Here is a 26,086-nt window from a genome sequence, read left to right as displayed (position 1 = left end):
AGCTGTAGATCGTGATCTTCAGTCGGACCAACCGAGCCGGTGGCTGTGTCTTCCGTGCGGGCCTGCCCGGCTGGGATCATGCGGGCATGCGATCTGGGGGGCGTAAAGGCCTGCGCCGCGAGCGCGTAGATGGCAGGCAGACGGTCGGCGATGTCGTGCGGCGACTGGTCGGTCGTCCACCCACGCTGCTGAGGATATTGGCCATAGGGATCCCTTTGTCCGTGGTCGGCGTCGTGTTCACCCCGGCACCGTTCCAGTTCGCGCCTGTCGCTCTGATCGGCGTCCCGGTCATGGCCTGGATGATGAGACAGGACTGGAACGGGTCTCCCCCTCCGCCGAATTGCGATGCGACCGAAGATTCTTGAGCCGATCGCAGGGCCTCCGCCGTGGACGCCTCCTCCAGGCGAGGATGGCGTCATGGTCGATGAACTCAAGGCGTTCCTGAACGCACGCCTTGACGAGGAAGCCGAACTGGCCCGGCGTTGCGGCCAGGCCGGGGGTGGGGCCGAGGTGCGTGGGGTGCGGGAAGTCGAGGCCAAGCGGCGGGTGTTGGGGCGGCATGTGCTCAGTCCGGCCGAGGGGGATCCTGAGCGGCCCTGGGACGACCGCGACGACTGTCAGTACGACGGGGAGCTCTGGCCCTGCGACGACCTTCTCGATCTCGCGGTTGCCTACCTGGACCACCCCGACTTTCCCGAGCGGTACAGGCCGCGAGCGGACGCGGTGGACGGTGAGGGGGGTGAGGGGTGAGGGGTGAGCAAGTCGTACCGCCGGCGTCCGTAGCCCGTCAGGGCCAGGACCCCAGTGTGTAGGCCGCCAAGAGGAGGAAGAGGGTTACCTGCACCGTTCCGATGACCTGGTGCCCAATTCGCAGCAGCAGTAAGGCCGTTACGGCGGCCACCAGGGTCAGGGCGCCGAAGCCCAGCACCGGTGCCCAGTCCACGGGCGGCGCGCTGGCCGCTGTCTGCCCTGAGGCGGTGCCCCTCCTGCTCCACCCCCGGGCGACGAGCACGATGGAGACCACCAGCACGGCCGCCGCGTCCGCCACCAGTACGAGCAGCAGGAGACAACCGGAGGTGAGGAGATCCTCTCCCTCGGAGAGGGTTTTCTCGGTGCGTTCGGGCATGGGTCGACGATCGCGCGGAACGCACACTTCCACACGACCCGTCACCGACTCGCAACTGGGGTGTTCTCCGCTCTTCATGTGCACATTTCGAGCAACTGTCCGCGACTGCTCCTGACGGGCCAATCAGCCGCCCTTGCCCTGCAGCACCTCTCCAAGGTCGACTTGTACGCGGCGATGCGCCCTGACGCCCAGGCGGGGATGTCGTACCGGGCCCCGATGCGTGAGTACGGAGTCGGGTTCCGCACGGTGAAGGCCGCGCTGGAGTCGGTCCGGCAGGAGCCGCGGAAGAAGCCGAGGCCTCGCGGGATCCGACTGGACGCCTACAAGCCGTTGGGAGAGTCCGGGACTTTCGAACGGCCGTCGAGCAAAGACAGACCGGCAACGATTTCGCCCGAAGAGGCTGCCGTCGGCTGGAAGCCCACGGAGGCGTACAGACTCGCGGCCACGGCGTTGTCCGGGTGCTAGGACAGCCGAAGCTCCTGGCAGCCCTCACGTTGGGCCAGCCACTTCATGAGGGTTCTCACGGCCGCGCGCCCGACCCCCTGGCCCTGTTCGGTGCCATCGATCACCATGCCCCCGAGCCAGTAGGAGCCGTCTTCATCACGACCCCACATGATGTGACCCACCACGGTGTCATCGGCGCAGACCGCCATCGAGTGCCAGATGCCTTCCCGCAGTGACAGAAGCTAGCGAGCCGCCAACGCGGGCACATATCGGCGCTGGTCGTCCAGCGGAGCGACAAGATGTCCTGCAGGCACTGCCGATCCGGCACCGGCCGCGGGCCGGGCGTCTTCATCCGGCCACGGTGCAAGCAACGGCTCGAGAAGCTCCCGCAACTGATCATTTGGCAGAGCGCGTGAGCAGCTCTCTAACGTTCGTCTCAGGTTCGCTCGGTAGGAAATAGGCATGCGGATAAGCGATGCAATCCATATGCAGGAGGCGGGCGCTGCCGTGGTGCGCGAGCAGGACGCGAAGACCCCCTGAAGCATCTCGCAGACGGATGCCGCACGGATACCTCACCACACAAACGCCTGAAGAGAGGGACTGACATGAAACCCATGGGACGCCGAGGATTTCTCACCGCCAGCACGGCACTTGGCATTGGTGCCGGCTTGTCCACGCACGCCATCGTCTCGGAAGTGAGCGAGAACGAGACTTCGGACAATGCTTCGGACAAGACTTCGGACATTTTACGGCGGGACCAGGACCTGCCCTTCATCGGCACGGAGGAGACCTTTACGACTCCCACGTTGTTGAAGCTGAACTCCATCAATCAGGATCACATAGCGTTCCTTGAGGAGATTGGTCTTTCGGATCTAGGCCGACGCCGCATCGGCGATATGGATGCGGGGGGACTCAACGTTCAGATCCTCTCTGCCCACACACCCTCTGTGCAGAATGTCCCTGGGCAAAGGGGCATCGACCTCGCTCATCGACTCAACCGGCAACTTGTGGACGGGCCGATCGCCAAATATCCGGGCCGCTTCAAGGCTTTCGCCACCTTGCCCTTGCGAAGCCCGGAGGCGGCGGCGGACGAACTGGAACGCTCAGTTCGGGAAGATGGCTTCTTGGGCGCACTGACCAACGGACACATCGCGAAGAAGTATCTCGATCATCCCGATTTCGAGCCTGTGCTGGCACGTGCCGTCGCTCTCGATGTGCCGATCTACCTGCATCCCGGCTATCCAGCCGACGAGGTCTTCAAGATCTACTACAGCACCACACGGTCCACATACACGGAAGACTACCAGGACTACATTTTCAGCGGGTCTGGATATGGCTGGCACCAGGAGGTGCTGACCCAATGCATTCGGATGATCGCGTACGGGGTTTTCGACAGATTCCCCAAACTGAAAATCATCATCGGCCACATGGGCGAAGGTCTTCCCTTCTACTACGAGCGGATCGTCAATGACATGGGCGAGCCGACCAAAGACTCGCTCGAGAAGCCCATCGGGCAATACTTCCAGGACAACTTCTGGGTCACAACCAGCGCATTCCCCCAGACCGAACTGCTCAATCTCCTGCTGAAGTACATAAGTGTGGATCGAGTGATGTTCGCAACCGACTACCCGTTCGCGGACATAAAGGAGCAGACCGACTGGTTCCGCGGAGTCGACTTGCCACGAGAAGACAAGGAAAAGATTGCGTTCCGAAACGCGGAGAAACTGTTCGGGATGAAAGTGTCCGTGAAGTGATACACCAGCGGTGGCCAGAGTGAGAGAATGCCCTGGTGCAGATCGGGGGGCCATGCCCCTCCACCCTCAGGCCCCGGGGGTCGCGAGTCACGCTGGGGTAAGCAGGTCTGCGTGGCCCGTTCGTCGGAGGTAGTCGATCACCGCGTCTCGGCTCTTCTCCAGGCACACGATCCTGTTCTCGACGACGCGCAGCTCTCGAGCGAGCTCCTCTGCCAGGGTCTGGGCACAGGCGCCTGCTGCGTCCTGGGCCGAGGGAGCCTCGATGTCCAGCACGATCTTGATCATCCTTGTCGACAGGCCGGCTTCGATGAGCGCCCGGACGTGACGTGCATGCTCGACCTGGTCCTCGGAGTAGTCGCGGTAACCGTTGGTCGACCGCGACGACTCGATGAGCCCCTGCTGCTCGTAGTAGCGGAGCATCCGAGCCGGGGCTCCTACCTTTTGGGCGGCCTCGCTGATCTTCATCCCTCGCTCCTCCTCGTCAGTCGCCGACTTGACCTTGACACTGATGTCAAAGTTTACGGTGCTTCTCGAGACCCCAGCGACCAGAACACACTGGGGAAGGGCGAACACGAGAGTGACCTCCAGATGACCAACGACAGCTCGATCCCCACCTCCCAGCACATCCTCATCATCGGAGCCGGGGAGCTCGGCATGCCCGTCATCCGCAACGTCGTCCGACGAGCGAAGGACGCGGAGGGCTCGTCCGTCAGCGTGCTGCTGCGGGCCGGCGCCATCTCGTCCACTGCACCCGACAAGCAGCGCGACGTCGCTGAGATCAAGAACCTGGGCGTGAAGATCGTCGAAGGGGACCTCGTGAAGAACACCGTCGACGAGCTCGCCTCCCTCTTCGCCGACTACGACACGGTCATCGGGTGCACGGGCATCACCGCCGGCCTCGAGACCCCCATGAAGGTCGCCCAAGCCGCCCTCCGGGCGAGGGTCCCGCGGTACTTCCCGTGGCAGTTCGGCGTCGACTTCGACGTCATAGGCCGAGGAAGCCCGCAGGACATCTTCGACTCCCAGCTGGACGTCCGTGACCTGCTCCGGTCCCAGGACCAGACCGAGTGGGTCATCATCTCCACCGGCATGTTCATGAACTACCTCTTCGAGCCCGGCTCGGGGATGGTGGACCTGCCCAACGACACCGTCAACGCGCTGGGAAGTCTCGAGACGGCGGTCACCGTGACGACGCCCGAAGACATCGGCGTCCTCACCGCGGACATCCTCTTCGCCGAACCTCGCATCCGCGACGAGATCGTCTACCTCGCCGGTGACACCATCACCTACGGCGAGCTGGCCGAGACGCTCGAAACCGTGCTGAAGCGTCCGTTCCGCCGTGCGGTGTGGACGGTTCCGTCGCTGCTCGACGAGCTGGCCGCCGACCCGGACAACATGACGCGGAAGTACCGGGCGGTCTTCGCACAGGGCCGCGGCGTCGCGTGGGCGAAGGACGACACCTACAACGCACGCCACGCGATCCCCGTGACCAGCCTCCGCCAGTGGGTCGAGGAGAACCTCGCCGGCTGACGCATCCCCCAGCCCCTGCGCGCGGGCGGCATCGCCCCGCAGTTCCTCACCGGCGACCTCCAGGGCAGCCATGACCTGCCCGATCACGCGCAAAGGCCCCCAAGCGCCATGGGAGCCGGTGGGCGCAGTCGACCTGAGGCCGTGTCTTCGATGTCAGCCGCTGCAAGGGACGGCGACGCCGATGATCCAGATGACCCCGAAACGGTCGGTCAGCTTCCCGTACAGCGGGGTGAACACCGACGGGCCGGGGTCCCGCAGCACGGTCGCCCCTCGGTCAGCTTCTTTCCGTACGTGGTCCCCTCGTCAGCGTCGGGTCTACCCGTCCGGCATCGATCTGTCCAGCCGCACTCTGCAGCGGGGTTTCGCGTCGGGATCGCGAGGTCTACCGGTACATACGTGAGGCCGTCGACCTCCTGGCCGCTCAGCGCCCACGCTGGAAAAGGCCATGACGACGGTGCGGAAGAAGGCGTACGTGATCCTCGACGGCACCGTGCTGCCGATCGACCGCATCACCGCCGACCGCCCCTACTACTCGGGGAAGAAGAAGCACCACGGGATGAGCGTGCAGGTCCTCGTCGGATCCAGCCGGCCGTCTGATCTGGGCCTCGGACGCACTACCCGGAGCCGTGCACGATCAGACCGCGGCCCGGACCCATGGCATCCCCGCCGCTCTCGCCGCCGACGAGATCAAGTGCTGGGCGGACAAGGCATACCAGGGCGCGGGCCCTGCTGTCCGCGTCCCGTTCCCAGGCAAGAATCTGCGCGGCTGGCACCGGCGTCACAACCACGATCACGCCAAGATTCGCAGCCCCGGCGAACACGCCATGGCCAGCCTTACATGCTGGCGGCTCCTGCGGAAGCTTCGTTGCGGCACCACCCGGATCACCGCCGTCGGCCGGGCCGTCGTCGCGCTCGAACTCACCACTTGATCAAGATGGAAAAGGCTCCATCCATACGGGCGAGCAGGAGAAGCACCGCGATACCGATCACGGGTCCCCTGCTTTGCGCATGACGCAATCCTTGCGATGTACGCCCTTCGTGTGGCGCGAGCTCGCCGGTTGATGGTGTGAATGCCAAAAGGCTCGCTCACGCAGGAGAAGGCCCCAGGTCGATTCTGCGACCTGGGGCCTTCTCAGCGGTGTGAGACTACGACGTCAGCGGCGTGGGACTACGACGCCGGGGGCGGTGTCACGTCCGTCAGCTTCCAGCGCTGGTTCAGGCCCGAGTTCGGGGTCCAGAGTCCGACTCCCGCGCCGTCCGTCGTCGACTGGCCGTAGACGTCGGGGAGTTGGCCGGTGGCCACGTTCACCAGGGTCCATGTGCCGTCGCCCGTGGAGGACAGGATCCACTGGGCGGCCTCGTCGCGGGTGGCCGTGTCGCGTTCCGCCACCAGGGAGTCGAAGCGGACGGCCAGGCGCTTCTTCGAGGTCGGCTCCGTCAGGGCGTAGCGGGTGCGGTTGTCGGTCGCGCCCTTGCCGATGCGGTCCAGGGTCCACTGCTGGGCGTTGCCGGTCGCGGTGCTCGGGGTCTTGATGACCAGGCTCTTGCCGTCGGGGCCGATGGCCAGGTTCTTGCTGCTCTGCACGCCCGTGAGGGTGTACGTGTGGTTGTCCTGGAGTTCGGCCTTCGAAGCCGCCACCCCCGAGACGCCGTTCACCAGCAACGACGTCACCGACTGGGCCGGGACCGTGATCGTCGCCTGCTTGCCGGTGACCTTGACGGCCTTCTTGCGGATCAGCTTGCCGGCCGCGTCCGTGACCACCGGGGTGATCGTCGCCTTCTTGGAGACCTTGCCGAACTTCGACAGGTCGACGGTCACCGCGCGGGACTCGGTGGTGCTGTTGACGTGGACGACGGTCGCCTTGTCGCCCTTCTTCGCCACCGCGGCCGTGCTCGACTCGTCGTTGGTCTTGATCAGGCGGTCGCCCGGCTTGATGTAGTGCGTGAAGTTGCGGGCCGTGTCGAACTTGGTGTTCGTGTAGATCGGGCAGGTCTTCAGGGTGTCCGACTTCTTGCAGGCGAACGAGAGCTGGATCGAGCCCCAGTTGCCGCCCTTGGCGGACTCGCCGCCCGGCTTCATGTTGTCGTAGTCCTCGACCGGCTGCCAGAAGACCCAGGCCTGGGGCTCCAGTTCGCGCAGGTCGTCGACGATGCGCTGAGCGAGACCGAGGCCCGGACGCATGTCGGTGAAGCTCTGGCCGTCGCCCCAGTCGCCCTCGACCTCGCTCATCCACAGCGGCTTGTCGGCGGCCTTGGCGAGGTCGCGGACCGTGGTGCGCTGGCTGGTGCCGTAGGTGTGGACGTTCATCTGGTCGACCAGGTCACGGACCTCCTGGGGGTAGGAGTTCCAGTTCGTGGCGAACGTGCCCGGGTTCGTCTCGTCCATCGCGGAGATCTTCGCGCGGGTGCGGGAGTCGTCCAGGACCGGGCCCAGCGCCCGCAGCACCTTCTGCTGGAGCTCCGGACCCATGTGGGCGCCCTCCTGGCGGCCACCGGTCGGCTGGCCGTCGGCGCCGAGCTTGGTGCCCCAGTAGTTGGTGTTGGGCTCGTTGAACGGGTCGAGGGTGTCGACCTTGATGCCGTGCGACTTCTCCAGGCGCTCGGTTGCGCCGACCAGGTACTTGGCGAAGTCCTCGACGGACTCCTCCTTCAGCTGGTCCTTCGAGGCGTCGAAGCCGCCGGAGACGTAGCCGCTCTCCGTCATGAACCACGGCGGGGAGTTGCTGAAGGTCTCCCAGTGCGTGATGTCCTTCTTGATGCGGTCGACCCACCAGCGCTGGGTGGCGTCGGCGTTCTTGTTCCAGTCCTTCTTGTCCTCGGCGCTCCACCAGTCGACGTCCTCGCGGGTGGTGCCCGCCGGGGCCTTCCACCAGCCCTCGACCGCGCCGCCGGCCCGCAGGTAGTCCTTGACGTCGGGGGCGTTGCCGCCGCCGATGTTGTAGCGGGCGATGTTGAGGTTGAGGCCGTCCTCGCCGAAGAGGAGCTTGGCGAGCTTCTCGCGTATCGCGGGCGGGTAGTCGCCGGTCGCGTTGGCGAACCAGACGAGGCTGGTGCCCCAGCCCTCGAAGCTCTGGCCCTTGTAGGAGGGGTCGGGGCTGACCGTCACGGACGCGGCGGCGGCGGCCGACGTGTCGGCGTGCGCCATCGGCAGGGAGGTCGCGGCCATGGCGGTGCCGGTGGCCAGGGCCGTGATGCCGATGGCCCCGAGGAGCCGTCTCGTACGGGTGCGGTGTGCCATTCGAGTACTCCAACTCTTCCGTGTGCCGCGTCCCGGCGGAACATAGAGATCGGGGCCCGCGTGGTGCGGTTCGGCGCGGTGCTTCTGGTGGGGCTGCGGGTGGGGCTCCAGGAGTCCCATGGGGCTCCGGGTGGTGCTCCTGGTGGGGCTCTTGGTGGGGCTCTTGGTGCTCTGGGTGAGAGCTTCTGGTGCGGTTCGGTGTGCTCTCGTATGATTTGTCGCGGTGAATGTTTACGTAAACATCCACTGAGGCGGATGTCTACACTGTGCGAATCTCGGCGGTCAAGGATCCGTCAAGAATCGATGGATCAACCGGTAGGTCGCGGCGAGGCGGAAGAGTCGGGGGAACCCAGGTGGACACGACCGACAGTCGTACGCGCAGACGTACGGGGCGGCCCCGGCAAGGGCCCTCCATGGGCGATGTCGCCCGGCTCGCCGGGGTCTCCGCCCAGACCGTCTCCCGCGTCTCCAACGGGTTCGCCGGCGTCAACGAGGACACCCGGCGCCAGGTCCTCGACGCCATGCGCGAGCTGGGCTACCGGCCCAACAGCGCGGCGCGGGCGCTCAGGCGCGGGGAGTTCCGCACGCTCGGCGTGATCACCTTCTCCCTCTCTACCCTCGGCAACATCCGCACGCTCGACGCGATCGCCACGTCCGCCGCGCGGGAGGGGTACGCCGTCACGCTGCTGCCCGTCGCCGTGCCGACGCAGGACGAGGTGAACGGGGCGTTCTCCCGGCTCGGGGAGCTGGCCGTGGACGCGGTGATCGTGATCATGGAGGTGCATCTGCTGGACGCGGCGACCGTGTCCGTGCCGCCCGGGGTGCAGGTCGTGGTCGCCGACTCCGACGCCGGGGACCGGTACACCGTCGTCGACACCGACCAGGCGGGGGGCGCTCGGGACGCCGTACGGCATCTGCTGGAGCTGGGGCACGGGACCGTGTGGCATCTGGGCGGGCCCGAGGACTCCTTCGCGGCGCAGCGGCGGGCGAACGCGTGGCGGGCCACGCTCGCCGAGGCGGGCGTGCCGGACGCGCCGCCTCTCGTGCGGGGCGACTGGTCGGCGGAGTCCGGGTACCGGGCGGGGCTGCGGATCGCGGAGGAGGCGGACTGTACGGCCGTGTTCGTCGCGAACGATCAGATGGCGCTGGGGTTGTTGCGGGCGCTGAACGAGCGTGGGCGGCGGGTTCCCGAGGACGTGAGTGTCGTCGGGTTCGACGACATCCCCGAGTCCGCGTCCTTCCTGCCGCCCCTCACCACCGTCCACCAGGACTTCGCGGAGGTGGGGCGGCTGTGCGTGGAGGGGGTGCTCCGCAAGATGCGGGAGGGTGGGCAGGAGGACGAGGAGAGCCGGGAGCACGGGACGACGCTCGTGCCCACGCGGCTGGTACGGCGGCGGAGCACGGCACCGCCGCCTTCGCCTGTCCGCTGAGCGCTCAGCCCCCGCCCGTCGTGCCCTGGCGCGGGCCGGTCCGCTGCTCGCCCCTCGCACCGAACGCCCTGTGCAGGCGGCCGAGTTCCCAGAGCAGGTAGCCGCTGGCGCCGGCGAACGGGAACCAGGTGCCCAGGTCGAAGACGAGGACCGGCATGTACAACAGGCCGACCAGGACGCCGAACTTGAACAGGATGGCTGTGTAGGGCTCGTTGTGGGGTTCGCTGTGCGGTTCGTTGTGTTCGGCCATGATGTGCCCTCCCCTGCCATGGACCGGCGGTCAACGCGATCTCATGTACGGCCCCCCTGGCCTCTGCCTCGCCATGATGCCTCCGTGGCGACGGCTCCGCGAGGGTCGGCGAAGGCTGCGCCACGTATCTTCACATCCGCTCCGTTCTTGTTGTTCGGGGGGCGACCGGCGTAGTTGGTCCACGTCGACTTGAGGGTCGTTACGGTGTGGGGTCGTGTCAGGCATGCGCGGGCCCGGACAGACGAAGTACAACTTGCCTACACAGAAGGGGACTTGATGATTCGGGTGTGCGATGACGGGGTTGGTCCCCGGGCGGGGTTCGGCGGCGGCGGTGGGCACGGGGCTCGTCGGGGTGCGGGAGCGGGCCGCCGCGCACGGCGGTACGGTCGAGGTCAGGGCCGGGCCCGGTGGGCGCGGGGTCGAGGTGCGGGTGCGGATACCCGTGGCGGCCGGGGTGCCGGACGCGGCGGTGACGGTGACGGCGGGCGGTCGCTGGGGCTACAGCAGCGGATCTTGGCCAGTGCTCCGCTCTTCAGGGTGGGGGTGAAGGCCGTCTTTGGGTCGGGGGCGCGGAGTGCCGGAGTGCTCTGCGTCTTCGGGGTGACGGTCAGACGGGACGTTGCTGGTTTTCGATGTACTGCTTGACGACGGTCAGGGGTGCTCCGCCGCAGGATCCTGCGAAGTAGGAGCCGGACCAGAAGTGTCCGCCCCACACATAGCGGCGGACGTGGCTGTCGTATTCCTGGCGGAGTCTGCGGGAGCTGACGCCCTTGAGGGAGTTGACCAGCTTGGAGAGCTGGACCTTGGGTGGGTAGTGCACGAGCAGGTGGACGTAGTCCTGTTCGCCGCTGAACTGTTTCAGCTCGGCTTCGAAGTCGGTGCAGACCTCCCGCATGATCTCTTCGGTGCGAGTCAGCATGGCGTCAGTGAACGCCTTCCGTCTGTATTTAGTGACGAAAACCAAGTGAGCGTGCAGGTTATGGACAACATGGCGACCGGTTCTGACATCGGGATTAGGGTTCCATCGCGGTGACATAGACCAATGCTAGATTCTCGATCGTGAGTCAAGGCACCCTGGTCAAGCGACAGTTCGGGCACCGCGCCCGGCTTGCGCTGTCGCCCGCCGGGATCCGCGCGGCGGATGACCAGGCGCACGCGGCCCGCACGATGTGGAACCTGCTGCACGCGTGGTGGCAGATGATGCCGAAGGAAAAGCGGACCCTCGCGAACGCCGACGCCGCGATCCGCCAGGCCCGCAAGGACATCGCCTTCCTCGCCGCCCTGCCCGCGCAAGCCGCGCAAGCAGTACTCAAAACGTACTTCCAGGCGTGGAAGAACTGCTGGGACGGCCGCGCCGACGCCCCGAACTTCAAGGGCCGCCTCCGCACGGTGATGTCCGTGGACATCCCCCAAGGCCGCGACCTGAACATCACCCGCGTGCACCGCCGGTGGGGCATGGTCAACCTTCCCAAGGTGGGCAGGGTCCGCTTCCGGTGGACCAAAGACCTTCCGGTCGGCAAGCACACCAACACGGAGAACCGGATCACTGGGGCCCGACTGATCAAGGACGCGCTCGGCTGGCACATCGCCTTCCGTGTCCAGACCCTTCAGGGTGATCCCGAGCCCCATCAGGGGCCGGACATTGGTATCGACGTAGGCGTCACCGTGCCCATCGCCCTCTCGGACGGCGAAACGTACGAGCACGGCGAGTGGCTGACGGAGAAGGAGAAATCCAGGCTCCTGCACTTGGAACGACGCGCCGCGCGGCGTCAGCGGCACCGCAAGCCCGGCGAGCCCACCAGCCGTCGGCTGCATCGCACCTATGACCAGATCGCAGAACTCCGCGCGAAAGCCAAGCGCCGGGCCCTGGACTGGCAGCACCAGACGACCACCGCCATCGCCCGCACGTACGGCACCGTCGTGGTCGAAGCACTCACCATCACGAACATGGTCAAGTCCGCCAGAGGCACGGTTGAAGAGCCGGGGAAGAACGTCGCCCAGAAGTCAGGCCTGAACCGCTCCATCAGCCAGGAGGCATGGGGCCGCACCCTGACGATGCTGACGTACAAGACCGCCCGCAAGGGCGGCACCCTGCACAAGGTTCCCGCCCCCGGCACCTCCCTGCGCTGCTCGGCGTGCGGCTTCACCACACCGGGCAGCCGACAGGGCCAGGCCACGTTTGTGTGCAAGAACCCTGACTGCGGATGGTCCGGCAACGCCGACCACAACGCGGCCCGGAACGTCTTGCACCTGTACCGGATGGGCCACGCGCTCATCCCGGCTGCCGGGAGGGCAGTCGCCAGGCGTCCCCGCGGCGTCAAACCCGCCACCGCAAGGTAGGCAGGAATCTCTCTCGTTCACGAGGGAGAGCACTTCAAAGCGTCAACTCCACCGACGCCAAGGGCAGCACCATGAACAAGGTGGCCGTGAACGTGATGGTGGCGGCGTACGGGATGCCGTCGTACGAGCCCGGGGCCGCGCGTCCTGGGACGGCAGGCCCGAGGCTCGGGCGTGGGAGGCGCGCGGGCGACGTGGCTCGGGCGGAGGTTTAGGGGCACCCACGGAGTCCTAAGCTCCCCGCATGGAGCGATCCGAGATCATGCAGCGAGTCGTCGGGATTCTCACCGAGGCGGTCGAGGTGCGGCGGCAGGCCCGTGAGAACCCCGGTGTCGAGGTGGCGTTGACGGGGGCGGTCTCCGCGCTGCTCGTGGAGACCCTGCCCAAGATCGAGCTGCCCGCCGACGCCTCCGCCCAGGAGGCCGCGCACATCGTCACGGAGGCCCTGGCGCCGGCGATCGTGACCCTGGCCCGCTGTTTCTCCTACGCCTTCGCCCATCTCGCCGAGGTGCACGACGAGGGGCGGACCGACACGACGACGGCCGACGTGCTGCGGGCGCTGTCCCTCCAGTTCGCCCAGCGGGACGCCGAGTAGGGAGTGGGGAGTTCGTTCCCGGGAATTAACCCGCGGCCTCTTGGCGACTCCCCCTCTACGCGCGTAACTTGAGCCGCCTCCCCCCACACCATCGCTTCGGCGTACCCGACGCCCGATGCCCGATGCCCGAGGAGACCCTCAGCCGTGGCCATGTCCCCCATGCCCGACAGACCCGCAGGAAGCGGCGCCCGTGCGCGTCGCGTCGCCCGACCGCTGATATCCGTGGGCGCGGCCGGCGCCCTCGCGTTCGGCGTGCTGCCCGCCGCGTTCGCCGCGCCCTCGGCGAGCGCGGTGATCGGGGAGGTGTACGGCGGCGGAGGGAACTCGGGGGCGACCCTGGTCCGGGACTTCGTCGAGCTGGGGAACGCCGGTTCGGCCGCCTACGACCTGGCGGGCTACAGCGTGCAGTACCTGCCGGGCTCGCCGTCCGCGTCCTCGCAGTGGCAGGTGACCGCGCTGAGCGGGTCGATCGCGCCCGGCGGCCGGTATCTGATAGCCGAGGCGGCGGGCACCGGCGGGACGACCGCCCTGCCCACCGCCGACGCCACCGGGTCGATCGCGATGAGCGCGACGAGCGGGACGATCGCCCTGGTCGCCGGGACCACCGCGCTGACCTGCAAGACCGCCGCCGACTGCGCGGCGGACGCGAACGTCGTCGACCTCGTCGGCTACGGCAGCGCCGTCGTCCGGGAGGGCTCCGGCCCGGCGGCCGGTGCCTCCAACACCGCCTCCGTGGCCCGTGCCGCCTCCCTCGCGGACACCGACGACAACGCCACCGACCTCGCGTCCGGTGCCCCGTCCCCGGTCAACTCGGCGGGCCAGAAGCCGGGTTCGGGCGACGGAGACGGTGACGGTGAGGGAGGCGGGGGCGGCGGTGGGTCCACCGAGCCCGGGCCCGTCCGTGTGCACGACATCCAGGGCACCACCCGGCTGTCGCCGCTCACCGGGCAGACGGTCACCCGTGTTCCCGGCATCGTGACCGGCGTACGCAAGTCCGGCTCGAAGGGGTACTGGATCCAGGACCCGCAGGCCGACGGCGACCCCCGGACGAGCGAGGGTGTCTTCGTCTACACCGGGTCGGCGGACCCGGCCGTGGCGGTCGGGGACTCGGTCCTCGTCAGCGGCAAGGTCACCGAGTACTACCCGAGCACCACCAGCCAGTCCGTCACCGAGATCACCGGGCCCACCGCGACCGTCCTGTCCGGCGGCAACGCGCTGCCGGCGGCCGTGACCCTGGACGCGACGAGCGTGCCGGACGCGTACGTGCCCACGGCCGGTGGCGGCAGCATCGACGCGCTGCCGCTCCAACCGGCCGTCTACGCCCTCGACTTCTACGAGGCGCTGGAGGGCTCGCGGGTGCAGGCCTCCGACACCCGGGTCGTCGGCGCGACGACGGAGTACGACGAGGTGTGGGTGACGGTGAAGCAGGAGGAGAGCCCGACGCCGCGCGGCGGCACGCTCTACTCCGCCTACGACCAGCCCAACACCGGGCGGATGAAGGTGATGTCGCTCGACACCGCCACCGCGTTCCCCGAGGCGAACGTCGGCGACGAGCTGTCCGGCACCACCGGCGGGCCCCTCGACTACTCCTCCTTCGGCGGCTACAACCTCCAGGCCACCCAGCTCGGCATGCTCGTCGAGGGCGGACTGAAGGCTGAGAAGACCCGGCGCCAGAAGGGCGACGAGCTGGCGGTCGCCACGTACAACGTGGAGAACCTGGACGCGCTCGACGGCCAGGAGAAGTTCGACCGCCTCGCCGAGGGCGTCGCGGTCAGCCTCGCCTCGCCCGACATTGTCGCGCTGGAGGAGATCCAGGACGACAACGGCGCGACGAACGACAGGACGGTGACCTCCGAGGCCACGCTGACCCGGTTCACCGACGCCATCCGCGCGGCCGGCGGCCCCCGCTACCAGTGGCGTTACGTCGCCCCCGAGAACAACAAGGACGGCGGCGAGCCCGGCGGCAACATCCGTCAGGTGTTCCTGTTCAACCCCAAGCGGGTCTCCTTCACCGACCGGGCCGGCGCCGAGGCCGCCACGCCCACCACGGCCACGAGCGTCGTGAAGACCCGCAAGGGCGCCCGGCTCACCTACTCCCCCGGCCGGATCGACCCCACCAGCGACGCCTGGGACAGCAGCCGCAAGCCGCTGGTCGGTGAGTTCGTCTTCCACGGCGAGCAGGTCTTCGTCATCGCCAACCACTTCGGCTCCAAGGGGGGCGACCAGCCCCTGCACGGCCGTTACCAGGAGCCGACGCGCTCCTCCGAGGCCAAGCGCCACCAGCAGGCCGCCGAGGTCAACACCTTCGTCAAGGACCTGCTCAAGGCCGACCGCGACGCCAAGGCCGTCGTCCTCGGCGACCTCAACGACTTCGAGTTCTCGGAGACGATGACCGCGCTCACCGCGGGCAAGGTCCTCAACCCGCTGATCAGCACGCTCCCGGCCGCCGAGCGCTACACCTACGTCTACGAGGGCAACTCGCAGACCCTGGACCACATCCTGACCAGCCCGGCCGTCACGCACTTCGACTACGACGTCGTGCACATCAACGCCGAGTTCGCCGACCAGGCCAGCGACCACGACCCGCAGATCGTGCGGATCGACGTGGGCAGGTGCCGCCGGGACTGACCCGGAACCGACCTCCCGCGACAGTGAACCCCCGGCCCGTTCCATGGGAACGGAGCGGGGGTTCACTCATGTGCGAAGGTGGCTCAGCCGAACATGCCCACCTGGTAGTCGCCCGCCGGCTGCTGCACCATCACGTTCAGCCGGTTGAAAGTGTTGATGAGGGCGATCAGCGCCACCAAGGCGAGGAGTTGGTCCTCGTCGAAGTGCTTGGCCGCGTTCTCCCAGACCTCGTCGGGGACGCCGCCGGCCGCGTCGGCGATCCGGGTGCCCTGCTCGGTCAGCTCCAGCGCGGCGCGCTCGGCGTCGGTGAAGACCTTGGCCTCGCGCCAGCCGGCGACCATGTGCAGCCGCTGGGCGGTCTCCCCGGCGTGCGCGGCCTCCTTGGTGTGCATGTCGAGGCAGTATCCGCAGCCGTTGATCTGGCTGGCCCGGATCTTCACCAACTCCTGGAGGTCACGCGGCAGTTGGGTCTCGTTGATCACCTTGTCGGCGCTGACGAGGTGCTTGACGAGCTTGCCGGTGACGGGGCTGGCGAACATGTTCAGACGCGCTTCCATGGCGGGCTCCTAGTGTCGTCGTATGCGGTGACAACACAAGGACGGACCGACCCCGGGTGGATGTGACACGGGCGCGTGTGACGCCCATCACACACCCGTCCGCCCTGTCACACACCCCTCCGCCGTGTCCGGCTACGGCAGCTCCGGGCTCTTGATCGTGCGGGTCGTGCCGTCGGTGAAGGTGAGGGTGGTCGTGCCGGTGATGAGGCCGTCGGGGTCGCCCTCGGGCCACCAGGCGGTCCAGCGGCCGTCCTGGAGGGTGGCCTGGACGGTGTGGCCCTGTTCCTTGAGGGTGACCTTCTCGACCTCCGAACCGACGGACCCCACGGCGTAGTTGACCTGGCCGGAGCCCTCGCCCCGAGCGCCGTAGGTGTCCAGCTCGATGCCGTCGGCGGGGAGGTCGAGCGCCGGCGAGACGGCCATCGTGATCCCGGCGCCGTCCGAGGAGGCCAGGCAGTACGCCGCGTCTCCGCCCCGGCTGACCACCATCGAGGCCACGCTGCCCCGGATGTCCGCGTTGCTGACGCCGACGGGGCCGGAGCCGTAGTCCTTCGTCATGTCCAGGCAGACCTTCTCGGCGGCCGAACCCTCCTCACCGGCCGACTCCAGGCTGCTGGGCGTGCCGGTCCAGCTCGCCAACCCGGCGGAGGAGAGGGGGCCTTGGGAGCCGAAGCCGGGCAGGCCGGACAGTCCGCCCGTTGCGGTCAGCACGGCGAGGCCCGCCGTCAGCGCGCCGGCCACGGTGAAGGAGACACGGCGGACCAGGGGGCGGCGGGAGCCGGGGCGCACCGAACGGCCGGGCGGCTCGGTGTCGGCCAGGATCGTACGCAGCAGAGTCTCCTCGCGGTCGATCTCGGCGGCGGTCGGCTCGGTGGGGGGCGCGGCGTCGAGGGGGGCGAGGCGGGCGAGCAGGGTGTCCTGCGGGGCGGAGGTGTCGTGCGCGTTCTTGTTCATGACTCGGGTGCTCCTGTCCGGAAGGCTCAGAACGTCGTGGCGAGGGCGGGCGCGGCGGCCGTGGCCGTGTCGAGGCGGGCGGCGAGACGGCGCTTGGCCCGGGTCAGGCGCATGGCGTACGCGGCGCGGGTGCAGCCGAGGACCTGGGCCGCGTCCTTGGCGGAGAGCCGCTCCCACACCTGGAGGGCCAGGACCTCCTGGTCGGCCGGCGTGAGCGCCTGCCAGGCGGCGGCGAGGTCCATCCGGCCGTCCACCAGCGCGGCCGGGTCGGCGGCCCGGGTGCGGCCGCCGGTCTCGGCGGCCTGCTGGACGCGGACGGCGAGCGCGGTGTGCCGGCGCATGCCCCGGCTGTCGTTGAGCATCACCTTGCGGGCGGTGCCGAACAGCCAGGGCCGGGGGTCGTCGGGGAGTTCACTTCGCCTGCGCCACGCCGCGAGGAACGTCTCGCCGACGATGTCGTCGACGTTCATGGGGTGGGCTCGACGGCGTACGAACCTCAGCACGTCCGCGTAGTGGGCTCGGTACACGTCCGTGAACTGGGCCTCGGAGTCGATGGGCATGGCGTCCTTCCGTAGCTTCTGCCCCTACGTGTCCACCACGGCCACAGGTGCAACAGGAGAGTTCCGGGGAGTCTCGCTCACGAAGCACGAAGGGCCGGGCCCCGCTGCGGAGAGCGGGGTCCGGCCCGGTCGTGGGCGGTGCGCAGGACGCGGTCAGTAGAGGGCGACCCTCGGGTGGACCGTGCCCTCGGCCGCCGGGTCGGTCACGGTGACGCGGTAGACCTCGGTGAGGGTGGCGCCCGCCGGGAGCGTGCGCCGGGCAGTGGTCAGGTCGGTGAAGAGGGTGCCGGTCTGGCTGCCGAGGTCGACGGCCTTCCAGCAGCCGCCGGCGGTACGGCGCTCGACCCGGACGTCGGACGGGTCGAGGAACGGGCCGGCGTCCGGCGACTCCACGAGGAGCTGCGGGGCGACGGTCCGGCCGGCGCCGGAGTCGTTGCGGTAGGTGACGGTGACCTCGTGGCTCTCGCCGTCCGCGGTGAGCGGGCTGGTGGCGAGGTCGACGAAGTCGACGGGTATGGCGGACGCCTGGGGCGCCGTGGACACGGTGGTGGTGGGCTGCGGTGTGGCGGCCGAGGCGGGCCCCGCGAGGGCGAGACCGGCGGCGGCGACCGCCACGGCGAGGAAGGCGACCCTGAGACGGCTGTTCCTGGATGACACGTGCGCGGTTCCTTCGTGATCGTGGGGGGTTCCGGCCGGGCCCATCACTGGATCACCGGCCAGGGACGCCACCCAGAGTACGAAGCGTTGATCGAAGACGGTAACTACTGTCGGGTAGTGGAGAGATTGCGCGGAAACTCGGCCACGACGGCACCTCTCTGGCCTTTTTCCCCTCTCTTCAGTTAGACAGTCCCCAACCCCACACCGACCAGTGGGGACTTGGGGATTCTGACCGCTCAGGGGGGACACACCCATGCCTACGCACCACCACACACCGAGACGTTCCTCGCGTCTCAGACTCGTCGGCGCCGCCGTCACCGCGCTCGTGCTCGCGGCGACGGGGACCGCGACCCAGGCGATGGCCGCGCAGAGCACGGCGCAGAAGCCGATGTCGGGGAAGACCCCGCCGCCGCCCGTGCCCACGCTCACCTGGACCGACTGCCAGGGCGGCTTCGAGTGCGCCAACGCGGACGTCCCGCTGGACTACCGGGAGCCGCAGGGCAAGAAGATCACGCTCGCGGTCGTCCGCAAGAAGGCCGCCGACCCGGCGAAGCGCAAGGGCACACTCTTCATGCAGCCCGGCGGACCCGGCAACTCCGGTGTGGACTTCGTCCGCAACAACCACGCCGGCCTCCCGGCCGCCCTGCGCGACTCCTTCGACGTCTTCGGCTACGACGTCCGTGGCGTCGGCCGCAGTTCGGCGCTCACCTGCTTCGACGACGCCCGCTACACCAAGGCCGTCACCGACGCCAAGGGCGTCCCCGGACCGGACGCCTTCGGCCCGGCGCTGCGCGAGGCCGCCGAGTTCAACCAGGCCTGCCTCGACAACTCGGGCGGCCTGCTGCCGTACGTCGGCACGGAGTACGTCGCCCGCGACATCGACCTGCTGCGTCAGGCCCTCGGCGAGGAGCAACTGACGTACTACGGCCGGTCGTTCGGCTCGTACATCGGCACCGTCTACGCGGCGATGTTCCCGAAGCGGGTGCGGGCGCTGACGCTCGACGGGGCGTACGACCCGTACAAGTACGCCTACCGCCCCTACGCGTACGACCGGGCCCAGTACCAGGCGCTGGACGGTTCGATGAGCCGCTTCCTCGACTGGTGCGCCTCCGACCCGGCGATCTGCGGCTTCGGCGACGGCGACCCGCGCGCGGCGTTCGAGCAGCTGAAGAAGGACCTCGACGCCAACCCCGTCACCACGGCGAGCGGCGGCAAGGCCAACGGCTACACCCTGGTCTACCGGCTGATGTTCAACATCAACGAGGGCAAGGTCATCTGGCCCTCCCTCGGCGCTGCGCTGAAGAAGGCGCAGGCGCGGGACAACACCTCCTTCCTGCTGCGGCCACCGTCCCCGGCGAGCTTCGACTTCCTCGGTCCGAACGTGGTCGTGGAGTGCGTCGACAAGGAGTACCCGAAGAGCCTGCGCAAGCTGGAGCGGAACGTCACGGCCAACGCGAAGGACGCGCCGCTGCTGGGCCCGGCCATGGCGTTCGGCCCGCCGACCTACGACCACCAGCACGCCACCGCGTGTGTCCAGTGGCCCGCCGAGAAGGTCAGCCGCTACGACGGCTCCTTCCGGGCCAGGGGCTCGCAGCCGATCCTGGTCCTCGGCACCACCGGTGACCCGGACACCCCGTACCAGGACGCGGTCGCGCTGTCCCGGCAGCTGGACAACGCCTCGCTGCTGACCTTCGACGCCGAGGGCCACACCGCGTTCGGCCGCAGCCGCTGCGCGACGGACGCCGTCGTCAACTACCTCGTCGACCTGACGGTCCCGGCCTCCGGCACCACCTGCGCGGACGAGACCCAGCCGCCGTCCTCGACCCCGAAGACGGCCCCGCCCGGCACGACCCTGGGCGAACTGCGCAACGGCGTCAACGAGCGCGTCGAGCGCATGGACGCCGCGAGCTGACCGGATCGGTGACCGGCTGGCCGACCTGCTCGGTGACCGGCTCACCGACCTGCTCGACCCCATGGGCCCCCGGGTCCACGGGCTGACCGACCGACACGAACCCCGGGGCGCCCGCCCCTCCACGGCGAGCGCCCCGGGGTTCCGCATGTCTGCGACACGTCCGCGGCACGTCGTGCCGCACGGATCTGGGGGGAGCGGGCCGGTGGGGCTGCGGATCCACTTCACGTACGACGACCTGGCCAGGGTGGTCCTGGCCGAGGAACCCGACCCGCTGTGGGAGGGGCTGCTCAGCCTGCACCTGCTGCAGAACCGGGACGGCGCCCTCGTCTTCGGCCGCTGGCGCCGGGCGTCGCGCGGCCACTTCGACCCGGAGCTGCCGAGGCTGCGCCATCTCGCCCCGCCACGCGGCTACTCGGCGGACTTCCTCACCCCGGCCGGGGCGGCCGGCGGCTTCGAGGCGGGCCTCGACGCGATGCTCGCCACGCCCCGCGCCCGGCTGCGGACCGACCTGACGGAGCTGTCGCTCGCCCGCCCGCTGCCGGGCTGGGCGGGACCGCTCGCCGACGGCGACACCCAGGCCCTGCGGGGGCTCGCCGGTCTGGTCCGCCGCCATCACGAGCGGTTCGTCGCCCCCTACTGGACCCATGTCCGGGCCCGCTTCGACGACGCCAGGTCAGTCGCGGCCAGGGCCCTGCTGCGGTCCGGCTTCTCCGGTCTCGCGGCGGGGCTGCACCCCAGTCTGCGCTGGTCGGCGCCGGTGCTGCACGTCGCCGGAGCGCACCTCCAGGGCAATCTGCACCTCGACGGGCGCGGGCTGCGGATCATCCCCTCCTTCTTCTGCTGGCCCGGCCCGATCGTGCTGAAGGACGGCTCGCTGCCACCGGTGCTCGTGCACCCGGTGACCCACGACCCACGCTGGCTGGCACCGCCGCCCGACGCGCCCGGCACGCACCAGGCCCTCGCCGCGCTGCTCGGCCGGGCGCGGGCGGCCGTGCTGGAGGAGGTGGCCGACGGCCGCACCACGAGCGAGGTGGCGGCCCGGGTGGGGCTCAGCCCGGCGACCGTCAGCCACCATGTGGCCGTGCTGCGGGAGTCGGGGCTGCTGACCAGCCGGCGGATCGGCGGTGCCGTGCTGCACACCGTCACCGCCCTGGGCGTCGACCTCCTCGAGGGCGGCACGACCTGCGGCATCCGACCACGCGCGAGGGCCCTGGCACGGGCCGAACGGTGACGGTGGCCATGGGGCCCATCTACTCCGTCCGCACCTGCTGATCGAGGGAACCGTCGCCGTCCGGGTCGTCGAAGGGCAGCGCGTCCAGGTCGCCGTCGAAGTCGGCGGGGACCAGGAGCGAGAGCTCCGGCGGCCCGGACGGCGGCGTGGGCCGGGGGTCGGGGCCGGTGAGGGACTGCTCGGTCCAGATGCACTTGCCGGTGGCCGTGTAGCGGGTGCCCCACCGCTGGGAGAGCGCGGTGATCAGCTGCAGCCCCCGGCCGCCCTCGTCGGTGTCGCCGGCCCTGCGGATGCGGGGCATGGTGAGGCTGCCGTCGAAGACCTCGCAGACCAGCGCGGAGCCGTGCAGGAGCCGCAGCCGGACGGGGCCCCTGGCGTGCCGTACGACGTTGCCGACGAGTTCGCTGGCGAGGAGTTCGGTGGTGGGCGCCAGCTCGTCCAGGCCCCAGGCCGCGAGCTGTTCGCGGACGTGGCGTCGGGCCTGCCCCGCGGCCCTCGGGTCGTCGAGGAGGGACCAGGAGGCCATCCGGTCGTCGGTGAGCGCGTGCAGCCGGGCGACGAGGAAGGCCGCGTCGTCGGCCGCCGCGTGCTCGGGCGGCAGCAGGCCGTGGGTGAGGGTGTCGCAGAGGCGCTCCAGATCGGCGGCGGTGCCGTCGTCGTGGGCGGTGCGCAGCAGCCGTGCCAGGTCGGCCATGCCGTCGTCGATGCCGCGTCTCGCCGATTCGACCAGCCCGTCGGTGTAGAGCACCAGCAGACTGCCCTCGGGGACGCTCAACTCGACCGTTTCGAAGGGTGGTTCGGCCGCGCCGAGGGGTGGGTCGGCGGTCCACTCGGGAAAGCGCACGGTGCCGTCGGGGAGGACCACGGCCGGTGGCGGATGCCCGGCCCGGACGAGGGAACAGACCTGGGTGGTGGAGTCGTAGAGGGCGTACAGGCAGGTGGCGTAGGACTCCTCGCCCATGGAGCCGACGATGTCGTTGAGGTGGCCCATGATCTCGTCGGGGGGCAGTTCGAGGTCGGCGAGGGTGTGCACGGCCGTGCGGAGGCGGCCCATGGTGGCGGCCTCGGACAGGCCGTGGCCCATGACGTCGCCGACGACGAGGGCGACCTGTCCGCTGGAGAGCGGGATGACGTCGTACCAGTCGCCCCCGACGTCCATGCCCTGCCCGGCCGGCAGATAGCGGGCGGCCGACTCGCAGGCGGCGACGGCCGGCAGGTCCTGCGGGAGCAGCGCGCGCTGGAGTTCGCGGGACCGGGTGAGTTCGAGGTCGTAGAGGCGGGCGCGTTCCAGGGACTGCGCGAAGAGGGCGCTGATGGCGGTGAGGAGGGTGCGCTCCTCGTCGGTGAGGCGGCGCGGCCGGTCGAAGGAGACGACGCACACGCCGAAGGTGTGGTCGGACGCGGTCAACGGCAGGAACGCCCAGGCCTGTTTGCCCGCGCGGGCGAGCAGGTCGGCGTGCTGGGGCACGTAGGCGGCGTACTCCTGCGGTGAGGAGATGAAGATCGGGGTGCCGGTGTTGATGGCGTCCCAGGCCGGGCCGTACGGCCTCCTGGTGCGGTGGTTGACGAGGTCGATGAAGTCGGGCGCGTAGCCGACGGCGCCGACGCAGTGCAGCCGGCCGTTCTCCACGGCCTGGACGAGGAGGCCGCTGGCGGCGAACGGCGGCAGCACCCGCGAGGCGACCGCGTCGACGACGTCCTGCGAGGTGGTCGCCTTGGCGAGTGCGGCGGTCAACGCGGCGATGCGGTGGGCCCGTTCGGAGGCGGCGCGCTCCGTCTCGCGGCGCTCCTCCTCGTGCCGGCGTAGCTCGGTGACGTCGGTGAAGTAGATGGTGCGGCCGTCGGGTCCGGGGACCAGCCGCAGGTGGTAGACGCGGTCGCGGCCCGGCACATGGACGTCGAACCCGGCGGGTCGTTCCTCGGCCGCCGCCGCCCGGCAGCGGCTCTCCAGACAGGGCGTCTCGCGCACGGACGGCAGGTCCCACAGGTGCCGTCCGCACAGCTCCTCCTCGGAGAGGCCGAGGGTGCGTTCCGCCACCAGGTTGGCGAACGTGATCCGCCAGTCGTCGTCGACGGCGAGGAAGCCGTCGCTCATGTGCCGCAGGGCCCGGCCGACCGCGTCCCGGGCGGAGCGCGCCTCGTCGCTCTCCCAGCCGACGCCGATGAACCGGTCGGGCGCGCCGTCCTCGTCGTAGGTGGCCCGGCCACGGGCCCGGGTCCAGCCCCAGGTGCCGTCGAGGCGCCGTACGCGGTACTCCGCCTCGTACACGGTGTGGTCGCGGATCGCCCGCTCGGCGGCGGCCAGGGTGGACGGGAGGTCGTCGGGGTGGACGATCCGCATCCAGTTCTCGATCTTGCCGGTGAACTCGGCCGGCCGGGTGCCGTAGAGGTGCAGGGCGGCCTCGTCCCAGATCAGGTCGCCGCTCTGGATGTCCCAGTCCCAGGAGCCGACGCTGACCTCCTTCAGCGCCTGCCGCAGCCGCTCGGCGTCCGTCTCGGCCCGCGCGGGGCCGGTCGGCGGGGACGCCTGGGCCATGCGGTCCTCGGTCCAGTCGACGACGGCCCGCAGGAAGTCCCATTGCAGGCCGGTGGGTTCGCCCCGGTCGCCGGTGAGGACGGTCAGCGCGCCGACCGTGCGCTCGCGGCCGGAGACGGGTAACGCGGCGAGCCCGGTACCGGGCCAGGCGAGGGCCATGGAGCCCAGCGGGGACCACGTCCCGCTGCCCTGGTGCAGGGCGCGGGCCGGGGGCAGCGGGCCCTCCTGGTCGATGATCTCCCAGGGGCGGGTCAGGGCGGGCGGGAGACCGGTGACCGACACCAGACGCAGGGCCGACATGGGGCCCCTGAGGTGCATCATCGCCCCGAGGGCGCCGAGTTCGCCGACCGCGTGCTGGAGCGCCAGCCGGAAGACCTCGCTCTCCGCGACACCCGGATCCACCGTGCTGAGCAGGGCCAGCCGTGCGTTCATAGGGCAGACCCTAACGTTCTACTCACACGTAAGGCAGTCCGCCACAGGAATTCCACAGTGACTCCCCGACGCCGCGCCCGCGTTGCGGCTCGCCACTCAACATGGCTGCCCACGAAGACAGTTGACGGACACTCAGACGCCTTGTCCGGGGCGGGCGTCGACCCGTTCCGCCCTGGAGGGGCCGCCCCGGCGTGAGCGCGCGGGACGCCGGTCACCGGTCGGGCGTTCGCCTGTCGCCGTTACCAAGATCTGATGAACGTCGTTGGGCCGCTGCAACCCCAGGATGTCCGGCCCGACCCCAGCAGGCGCCATGTTCGAGATGTTCCAGGCAGTCAAGACGTTGATCAAGACGTTCGTCGAGCAGTACGCGAGGAACCAGCAGCTGAAACGGGATCTGCTGGCTCAGCGTGGTGAGCAGGAGCGGCGCTGGCGGGAGGAGGACCGGGTGGTGCTGCGGGCCGCCCTCGCCGCGAACCGGGTGGCCCTCGAACAGCACAACGACACCCTCCGGCGGGCGGCCGGCGTCTCGTACCTCACCCTGCGCTGCCACGAGGACACCTGGACGTTCCTGGCCCGCACGGCGTTCGGTGTCTGGGAGCCGGCCTGGACCCAGAGCACCCGCGACCCGTACGACCGCGTCGGCCCGACCGCGACCAGGGCGGCCCACTTCACCGCGAACCCCAACCTGCCGCCGGGCCGCATCACCAAGGCGGACGGCGGCATGCAGGACGTCCAGCTCTCCGGGCACAACCTGGTCCACCTCCTCGACGCGCTCCACGAGGCGACCGGCTCCGAGCTGACCGCCACCGGGGCGCGGGCCCGGACCCTCTACGAGCGGCTGGCGTCCTTCACCGCGAAGCTCGACCCGGCGGCGCCGACGGGTCGCACCACGGGCATCCTCTGGCGGATCGACGACAGCCTCCACAGCCAGTACGTGAGTCGCCCCTCCACCCCCACCCGCCCCGCTCCCCTCCTCCACAAGGTGCCGTCCCCGCCCCCGACACCGCGCCGCCGCCACCCGGAACGCAACGGTTCGCCCGTGGCGCAGAAGTAACCGGGGCCCGCCCGCCGCCCGCCACTCCCGTGTCCCGCAGTCCCGCAGTCCCGCTGTTCCGAAACCGGGACACTTCCGTGGGGATCGGAGTACAACCTTCCGTCACACCCGGTCGTCTCATCCGATATCAGCGCTAACGAAGCGTTGTGCGAACAAGGGGGGACGACATGCGACGAATCGGATCCTTGGTTCTGGCGCTCGCGCTCGCGGGGACCACGATCGGGACGGCTGCGGCCACCGCGAGTGCCGCGCCCGGCGGTGCCGCGCGGGCCGCGGCGGCCTGCCCGACCGGCTGGGGCAGTGGCGTCAAGGGCAGCCCCGACAGCGGCGCCGTGCCGCTGTCGAACATCAGGACCGGCCGGCACGACTGCTTCGACCGCATCGTGTTCGACGTCCCCGGCGGCGGCGACCGCCTCGGCTACTGGGTCCAGTACGTCGACCGGCTCCACCAGGTCGGCTCCGGCGACCCCATCCCGGTGAAGGGCGGGGCCATCCTGGAGATCCGGATCGCCGCGCCCAGCTACGACCCCGAGACGGGCGGGGTCGCCTACCCGGGCGTGGTGGGCCGCCCCCTGCCCGGTGTGAACCTCACCGGCTACCGCACCTTCCGTGACACCCGCTTCGCCGGCAGCTTCGAGGGCGAGACCCAGATCGGCGTCGGCATCCGCGCCCGACTGCCGTTCCGCGTGCTCCAGCTCTCGGACCGCCTCGTGGTGGACGTGGCCCACAGCTGGACGTGACAGTCGGCGGGACGGGGCGAGCGCGCCCGCCCGCGGGGCGTGACGGGGCGTGCGCGAACCACCCCTCCCGTACGGCCTCCCGCACCTCCGGGTGCGGGTCGCCGGCGAGGCGGTCCGGCAG

22 protein-coding genes and 2 pseudogenes are annotated in these 26,086 nt (G+C 69.7%); 13 read left to right on the top strand and 11 right to left on the bottom strand.

The annotated features are described in order from the left end of the window. Positions 1 to 417: 417 nt before the first annotated feature. On the top strand, positions 418 to 750 hold the full coding sequence (locus L3078_RS24080) for a DUF6221 family protein (RefSeq protein WP_239756032.1): 333 nt from the start codon (positions 418 to 420) through the stop codon (positions 748 to 750). A 37-nt stretch (positions 751 to 787) separates the two neighbouring features. Here the strand turns inward: L3078_RS24080 and L3078_RS24075 are convergent, their stop codons facing one another. Both L3078_RS24075 and L3078_RS24070 read right to left on the bottom strand, forming a co-directional pair. Then, positions 788 to 1,126 (bottom strand): inner-membrane translocator, encoded by a 339-nt coding sequence (locus L3078_RS24075; protein ID WP_239756031.1) that lies wholly within the window; start codon positions 1,124 to 1,126, stop codon positions 788 to 790. A gap of 320 nt (positions 1,127 to 1,446) precedes the next feature. Beyond that, positions 1,447 to 1,884 (bottom strand): annotated as a pseudogene (locus L3078_RS24070) (GNAT family N-acetyltransferase). A gap of 291 nt (positions 1,885 to 2,175) precedes the next feature. Here L3078_RS24070 and L3078_RS24065 point away from each other — a divergent pair. Next, on the top strand, positions 2,176 to 3,324 hold the full coding sequence (locus L3078_RS24065; RefSeq protein ID WP_239756030.1) for an amidohydrolase family protein: 1,149 nt from the start codon (positions 2,176 to 2,178) through the stop codon (positions 3,322 to 3,324). 87 nt (positions 3,325 to 3,411) lie between these two features. On the opposite strand, the gene L3078_RS24060 is transcribed toward L3078_RS24065, so the two are convergent. Then, positions 3,412 to 3,789, bottom strand: coding sequence for a MerR family transcriptional regulator (locus L3078_RS24060; protein WP_239756029.1), 378 nt, complete (start codon positions 3,787 to 3,789; stop codon positions 3,412 to 3,414). Positions 3,790 to 3,912: 123 nt separating this feature from the next. Here L3078_RS24060 and L3078_RS24055 point away from each other — a divergent pair, with 123 nt between their 5' ends. Together L3078_RS24055 and L3078_RS24050 are read left to right on the top strand one after the other, a co-directional pair. Then, positions 3,913 to 4,854 (top strand): aromatic alcohol reductase, encoded by a 942-nt coding sequence (locus tag L3078_RS24055; protein WP_239756028.1) that lies wholly within the window; start codon positions 3,913 to 3,915, stop codon positions 4,852 to 4,854. A gap of 351 nt (positions 4,855 to 5,205) precedes the next feature. After that, positions 5,206 to 5,783 (top strand): annotated as a pseudogene (locus L3078_RS24050) (transposase family protein); the annotation flags it as partial. A 239-nt stretch (positions 5,784 to 6,022) separates the two neighbouring features. Here the strand turns inward: L3078_RS24050 and L3078_RS24045 are convergent. Continuing rightward, positions 6,023 to 8,092: a glycoside hydrolase gene (locus L3078_RS24045; RefSeq protein WP_239756027.1), complete on the bottom strand. Its 2,070-nt coding sequence runs from the start codon at positions 8,090 to 8,092 to the stop codon at positions 6,023 to 6,025. A gap of 413 nt (positions 8,093 to 8,505) precedes the next feature. Here L3078_RS24045 and L3078_RS24040 point away from each other — a divergent pair, with 413 nt between their 5' ends. Beyond that, positions 8,506 to 9,522: a LacI family DNA-binding transcriptional regulator gene (locus L3078_RS24040; protein WP_239756026.1), complete on the top strand. Its 1,017-nt coding sequence runs from the start codon at positions 8,506 to 8,508 to the stop codon at positions 9,520 to 9,522. A 4-nt stretch (positions 9,523 to 9,526) separates the two neighbouring features. Here L3078_RS24040 and L3078_RS24035 read toward each other — a convergent pair whose 3' ends face one another. Further along, positions 9,527 to 9,772, bottom strand: coding sequence for a hypothetical protein (locus L3078_RS24035; protein WP_239756025.1), 246 nt, complete (start codon positions 9,770 to 9,772; stop codon positions 9,527 to 9,529). Positions 9,773 to 10,064: 292 nt separating this feature from the next. Here L3078_RS24035 and L3078_RS24030 point away from each other — a divergent pair, with 292 nt between their 5' ends. Next, the gene (locus L3078_RS24030) at positions 10,065 to 10,319 is read left to right on the top strand and encodes a hypothetical protein (protein WP_338059520.1); all 255 of its coding nucleotides are present in this window, start codon (positions 10,065 to 10,067) and stop codon (positions 10,317 to 10,319) included. Between the two features lie 60 nt (positions 10,320 to 10,379). Here the strand turns inward: L3078_RS24030 and tnpA are convergent, their stop codons facing one another. Continuing rightward, positions 10,380 to 10,808, bottom strand: a complete 429-nt coding sequence (gene tnpA, locus L3078_RS24025) for an IS200/IS605 family transposase (RefSeq protein ID WP_239756024.1) — start codon at positions 10,806 to 10,808, stop codon at positions 10,380 to 10,382. Between the two features lie 23 nt (positions 10,809 to 10,831). On the opposite strand from tnpA, the gene L3078_RS24020 reads away from it, so the two are divergent. The 3 genes from L3078_RS24020 (at position 10,832) to L3078_RS24010 (ending at position 15,332) form a co-directional block, all read left to right on the top strand. After that, a complete protein-coding gene (locus tag L3078_RS24020; protein ID WP_239756023.1) occupies positions 10,832 to 12,112 on the top strand; it encodes an RNA-guided endonuclease InsQ/TnpB family protein in 1,281 nt (426 codons plus the stop codon). Between the two features lie 241 nt (positions 12,113 to 12,353). Beyond that, on the top strand, positions 12,354 to 12,704 hold the full coding sequence (locus L3078_RS24015; protein ID WP_239756022.1) for a hypothetical protein: 351 nt from the start codon (positions 12,354 to 12,356) through the stop codon (positions 12,702 to 12,704). A 159-nt stretch (positions 12,705 to 12,863) separates the two neighbouring features. Further along, entirely contained in the window at positions 12,864 to 15,332 is a 2,469-nt protein-coding gene (locus tag L3078_RS24010; protein WP_239756021.1) for an endonuclease/exonuclease/phosphatase family protein, read from the top strand. Positions 15,333 to 15,415: 83 nt separating this feature from the next. On the opposite strand, the gene L3078_RS24005 is transcribed toward L3078_RS24010, so the two are convergent. From L3078_RS24005 to L3078_RS23990, 4 genes are all read right to left on the bottom strand, one after another. Continuing rightward, a complete protein-coding gene (locus tag L3078_RS24005) occupies positions 15,416 to 15,889 on the bottom strand; it encodes a carboxymuconolactone decarboxylase family protein (RefSeq protein WP_239756020.1) in 474 nt (157 codons plus the stop codon). A 132-nt stretch (positions 15,890 to 16,021) separates the two neighbouring features. Continuing rightward, positions 16,022 to 16,843 carry a hypothetical protein gene (locus L3078_RS24000; protein WP_239756019.1) on the bottom strand — a complete coding sequence of 274 codons (822 nt, stop codon included), beginning with the start codon at positions 16,841 to 16,843 and terminating at the stop codon, positions 16,022 to 16,024. 26 nt (positions 16,844 to 16,869) lie between these two features. After that, a complete protein-coding gene (locus L3078_RS23995) occupies positions 16,870 to 17,403 on the bottom strand; it encodes an RNA polymerase sigma factor (protein ID WP_239756018.1) in 534 nt (177 codons plus the stop codon). 153 nt (positions 17,404 to 17,556) lie between these two features. Further along, on the bottom strand, positions 17,557 to 18,060 hold the full coding sequence (locus L3078_RS23990) for a hypothetical protein (protein WP_239756017.1): 504 nt from the start codon (positions 18,058 to 18,060) through the stop codon (positions 17,557 to 17,559). A gap of 253 nt (positions 18,061 to 18,313) precedes the next feature. Here L3078_RS23990 and L3078_RS23985 point away from each other — a divergent pair, with 253 nt between their 5' ends. Beyond that, positions 18,314 to 19,972, top strand: coding sequence for an alpha/beta hydrolase (locus tag L3078_RS23985; protein ID WP_239756016.1), 1,659 nt, complete (start codon positions 18,314 to 18,316; stop codon positions 19,970 to 19,972). A 202-nt stretch (positions 19,973 to 20,174) separates the two neighbouring features. After that, on the top strand, positions 20,175 to 21,203 hold the full coding sequence (locus tag L3078_RS23980; protein ID WP_239756015.1) for an ArsR/SmtB family transcription factor: 1,029 nt from the start codon (positions 20,175 to 20,177) through the stop codon (positions 21,201 to 21,203). Positions 21,204 to 21,222: 19 nt separating this feature from the next. Here L3078_RS23980 and L3078_RS23975 read toward each other — a convergent pair whose 3' ends face one another. After that, entirely contained in the window at positions 21,223 to 24,171 is a 2,949-nt protein-coding gene (locus L3078_RS23975; protein WP_239756014.1) for a SpoIIE family protein phosphatase, read from the bottom strand. Positions 24,172 to 24,490: 319 nt separating this feature from the next. Here L3078_RS23975 and L3078_RS23970 point away from each other — a divergent pair, with 319 nt between their 5' ends. Both L3078_RS23970 and L3078_RS23965 read left to right on the top strand, forming a co-directional pair. Continuing rightward, complete coding sequence (locus tag L3078_RS23970; RefSeq protein ID WP_239756013.1) at positions 24,491 to 25,225, top strand: hypothetical protein; 735 nt, start codon at positions 24,491 to 24,493, stop codon at positions 25,223 to 25,225. A gap of 167 nt (positions 25,226 to 25,392) precedes the next feature. Beyond that, entirely contained in the window at positions 25,393 to 25,965 is a 573-nt protein-coding gene (locus tag L3078_RS23965; RefSeq protein WP_239756012.1) for an AMIN-like domain-containing (lipo)protein, read from the top strand. The last annotated feature ends 121 nt before the right edge of the window (positions 25,966 to 26,086 follow it).

This window comes from Streptomyces deccanensis (assembly GCF_022385335.1).
GTDB lineage: Bacteria > Actinomycetota > Actinomycetes > Streptomycetales > Streptomycetaceae > Streptomyces > Streptomyces deccanensis.
The sequence above is the reverse complement of the archived record's forward strand: the minus strand, read 5'-3'. Positions and strand labels throughout refer to the sequence as shown.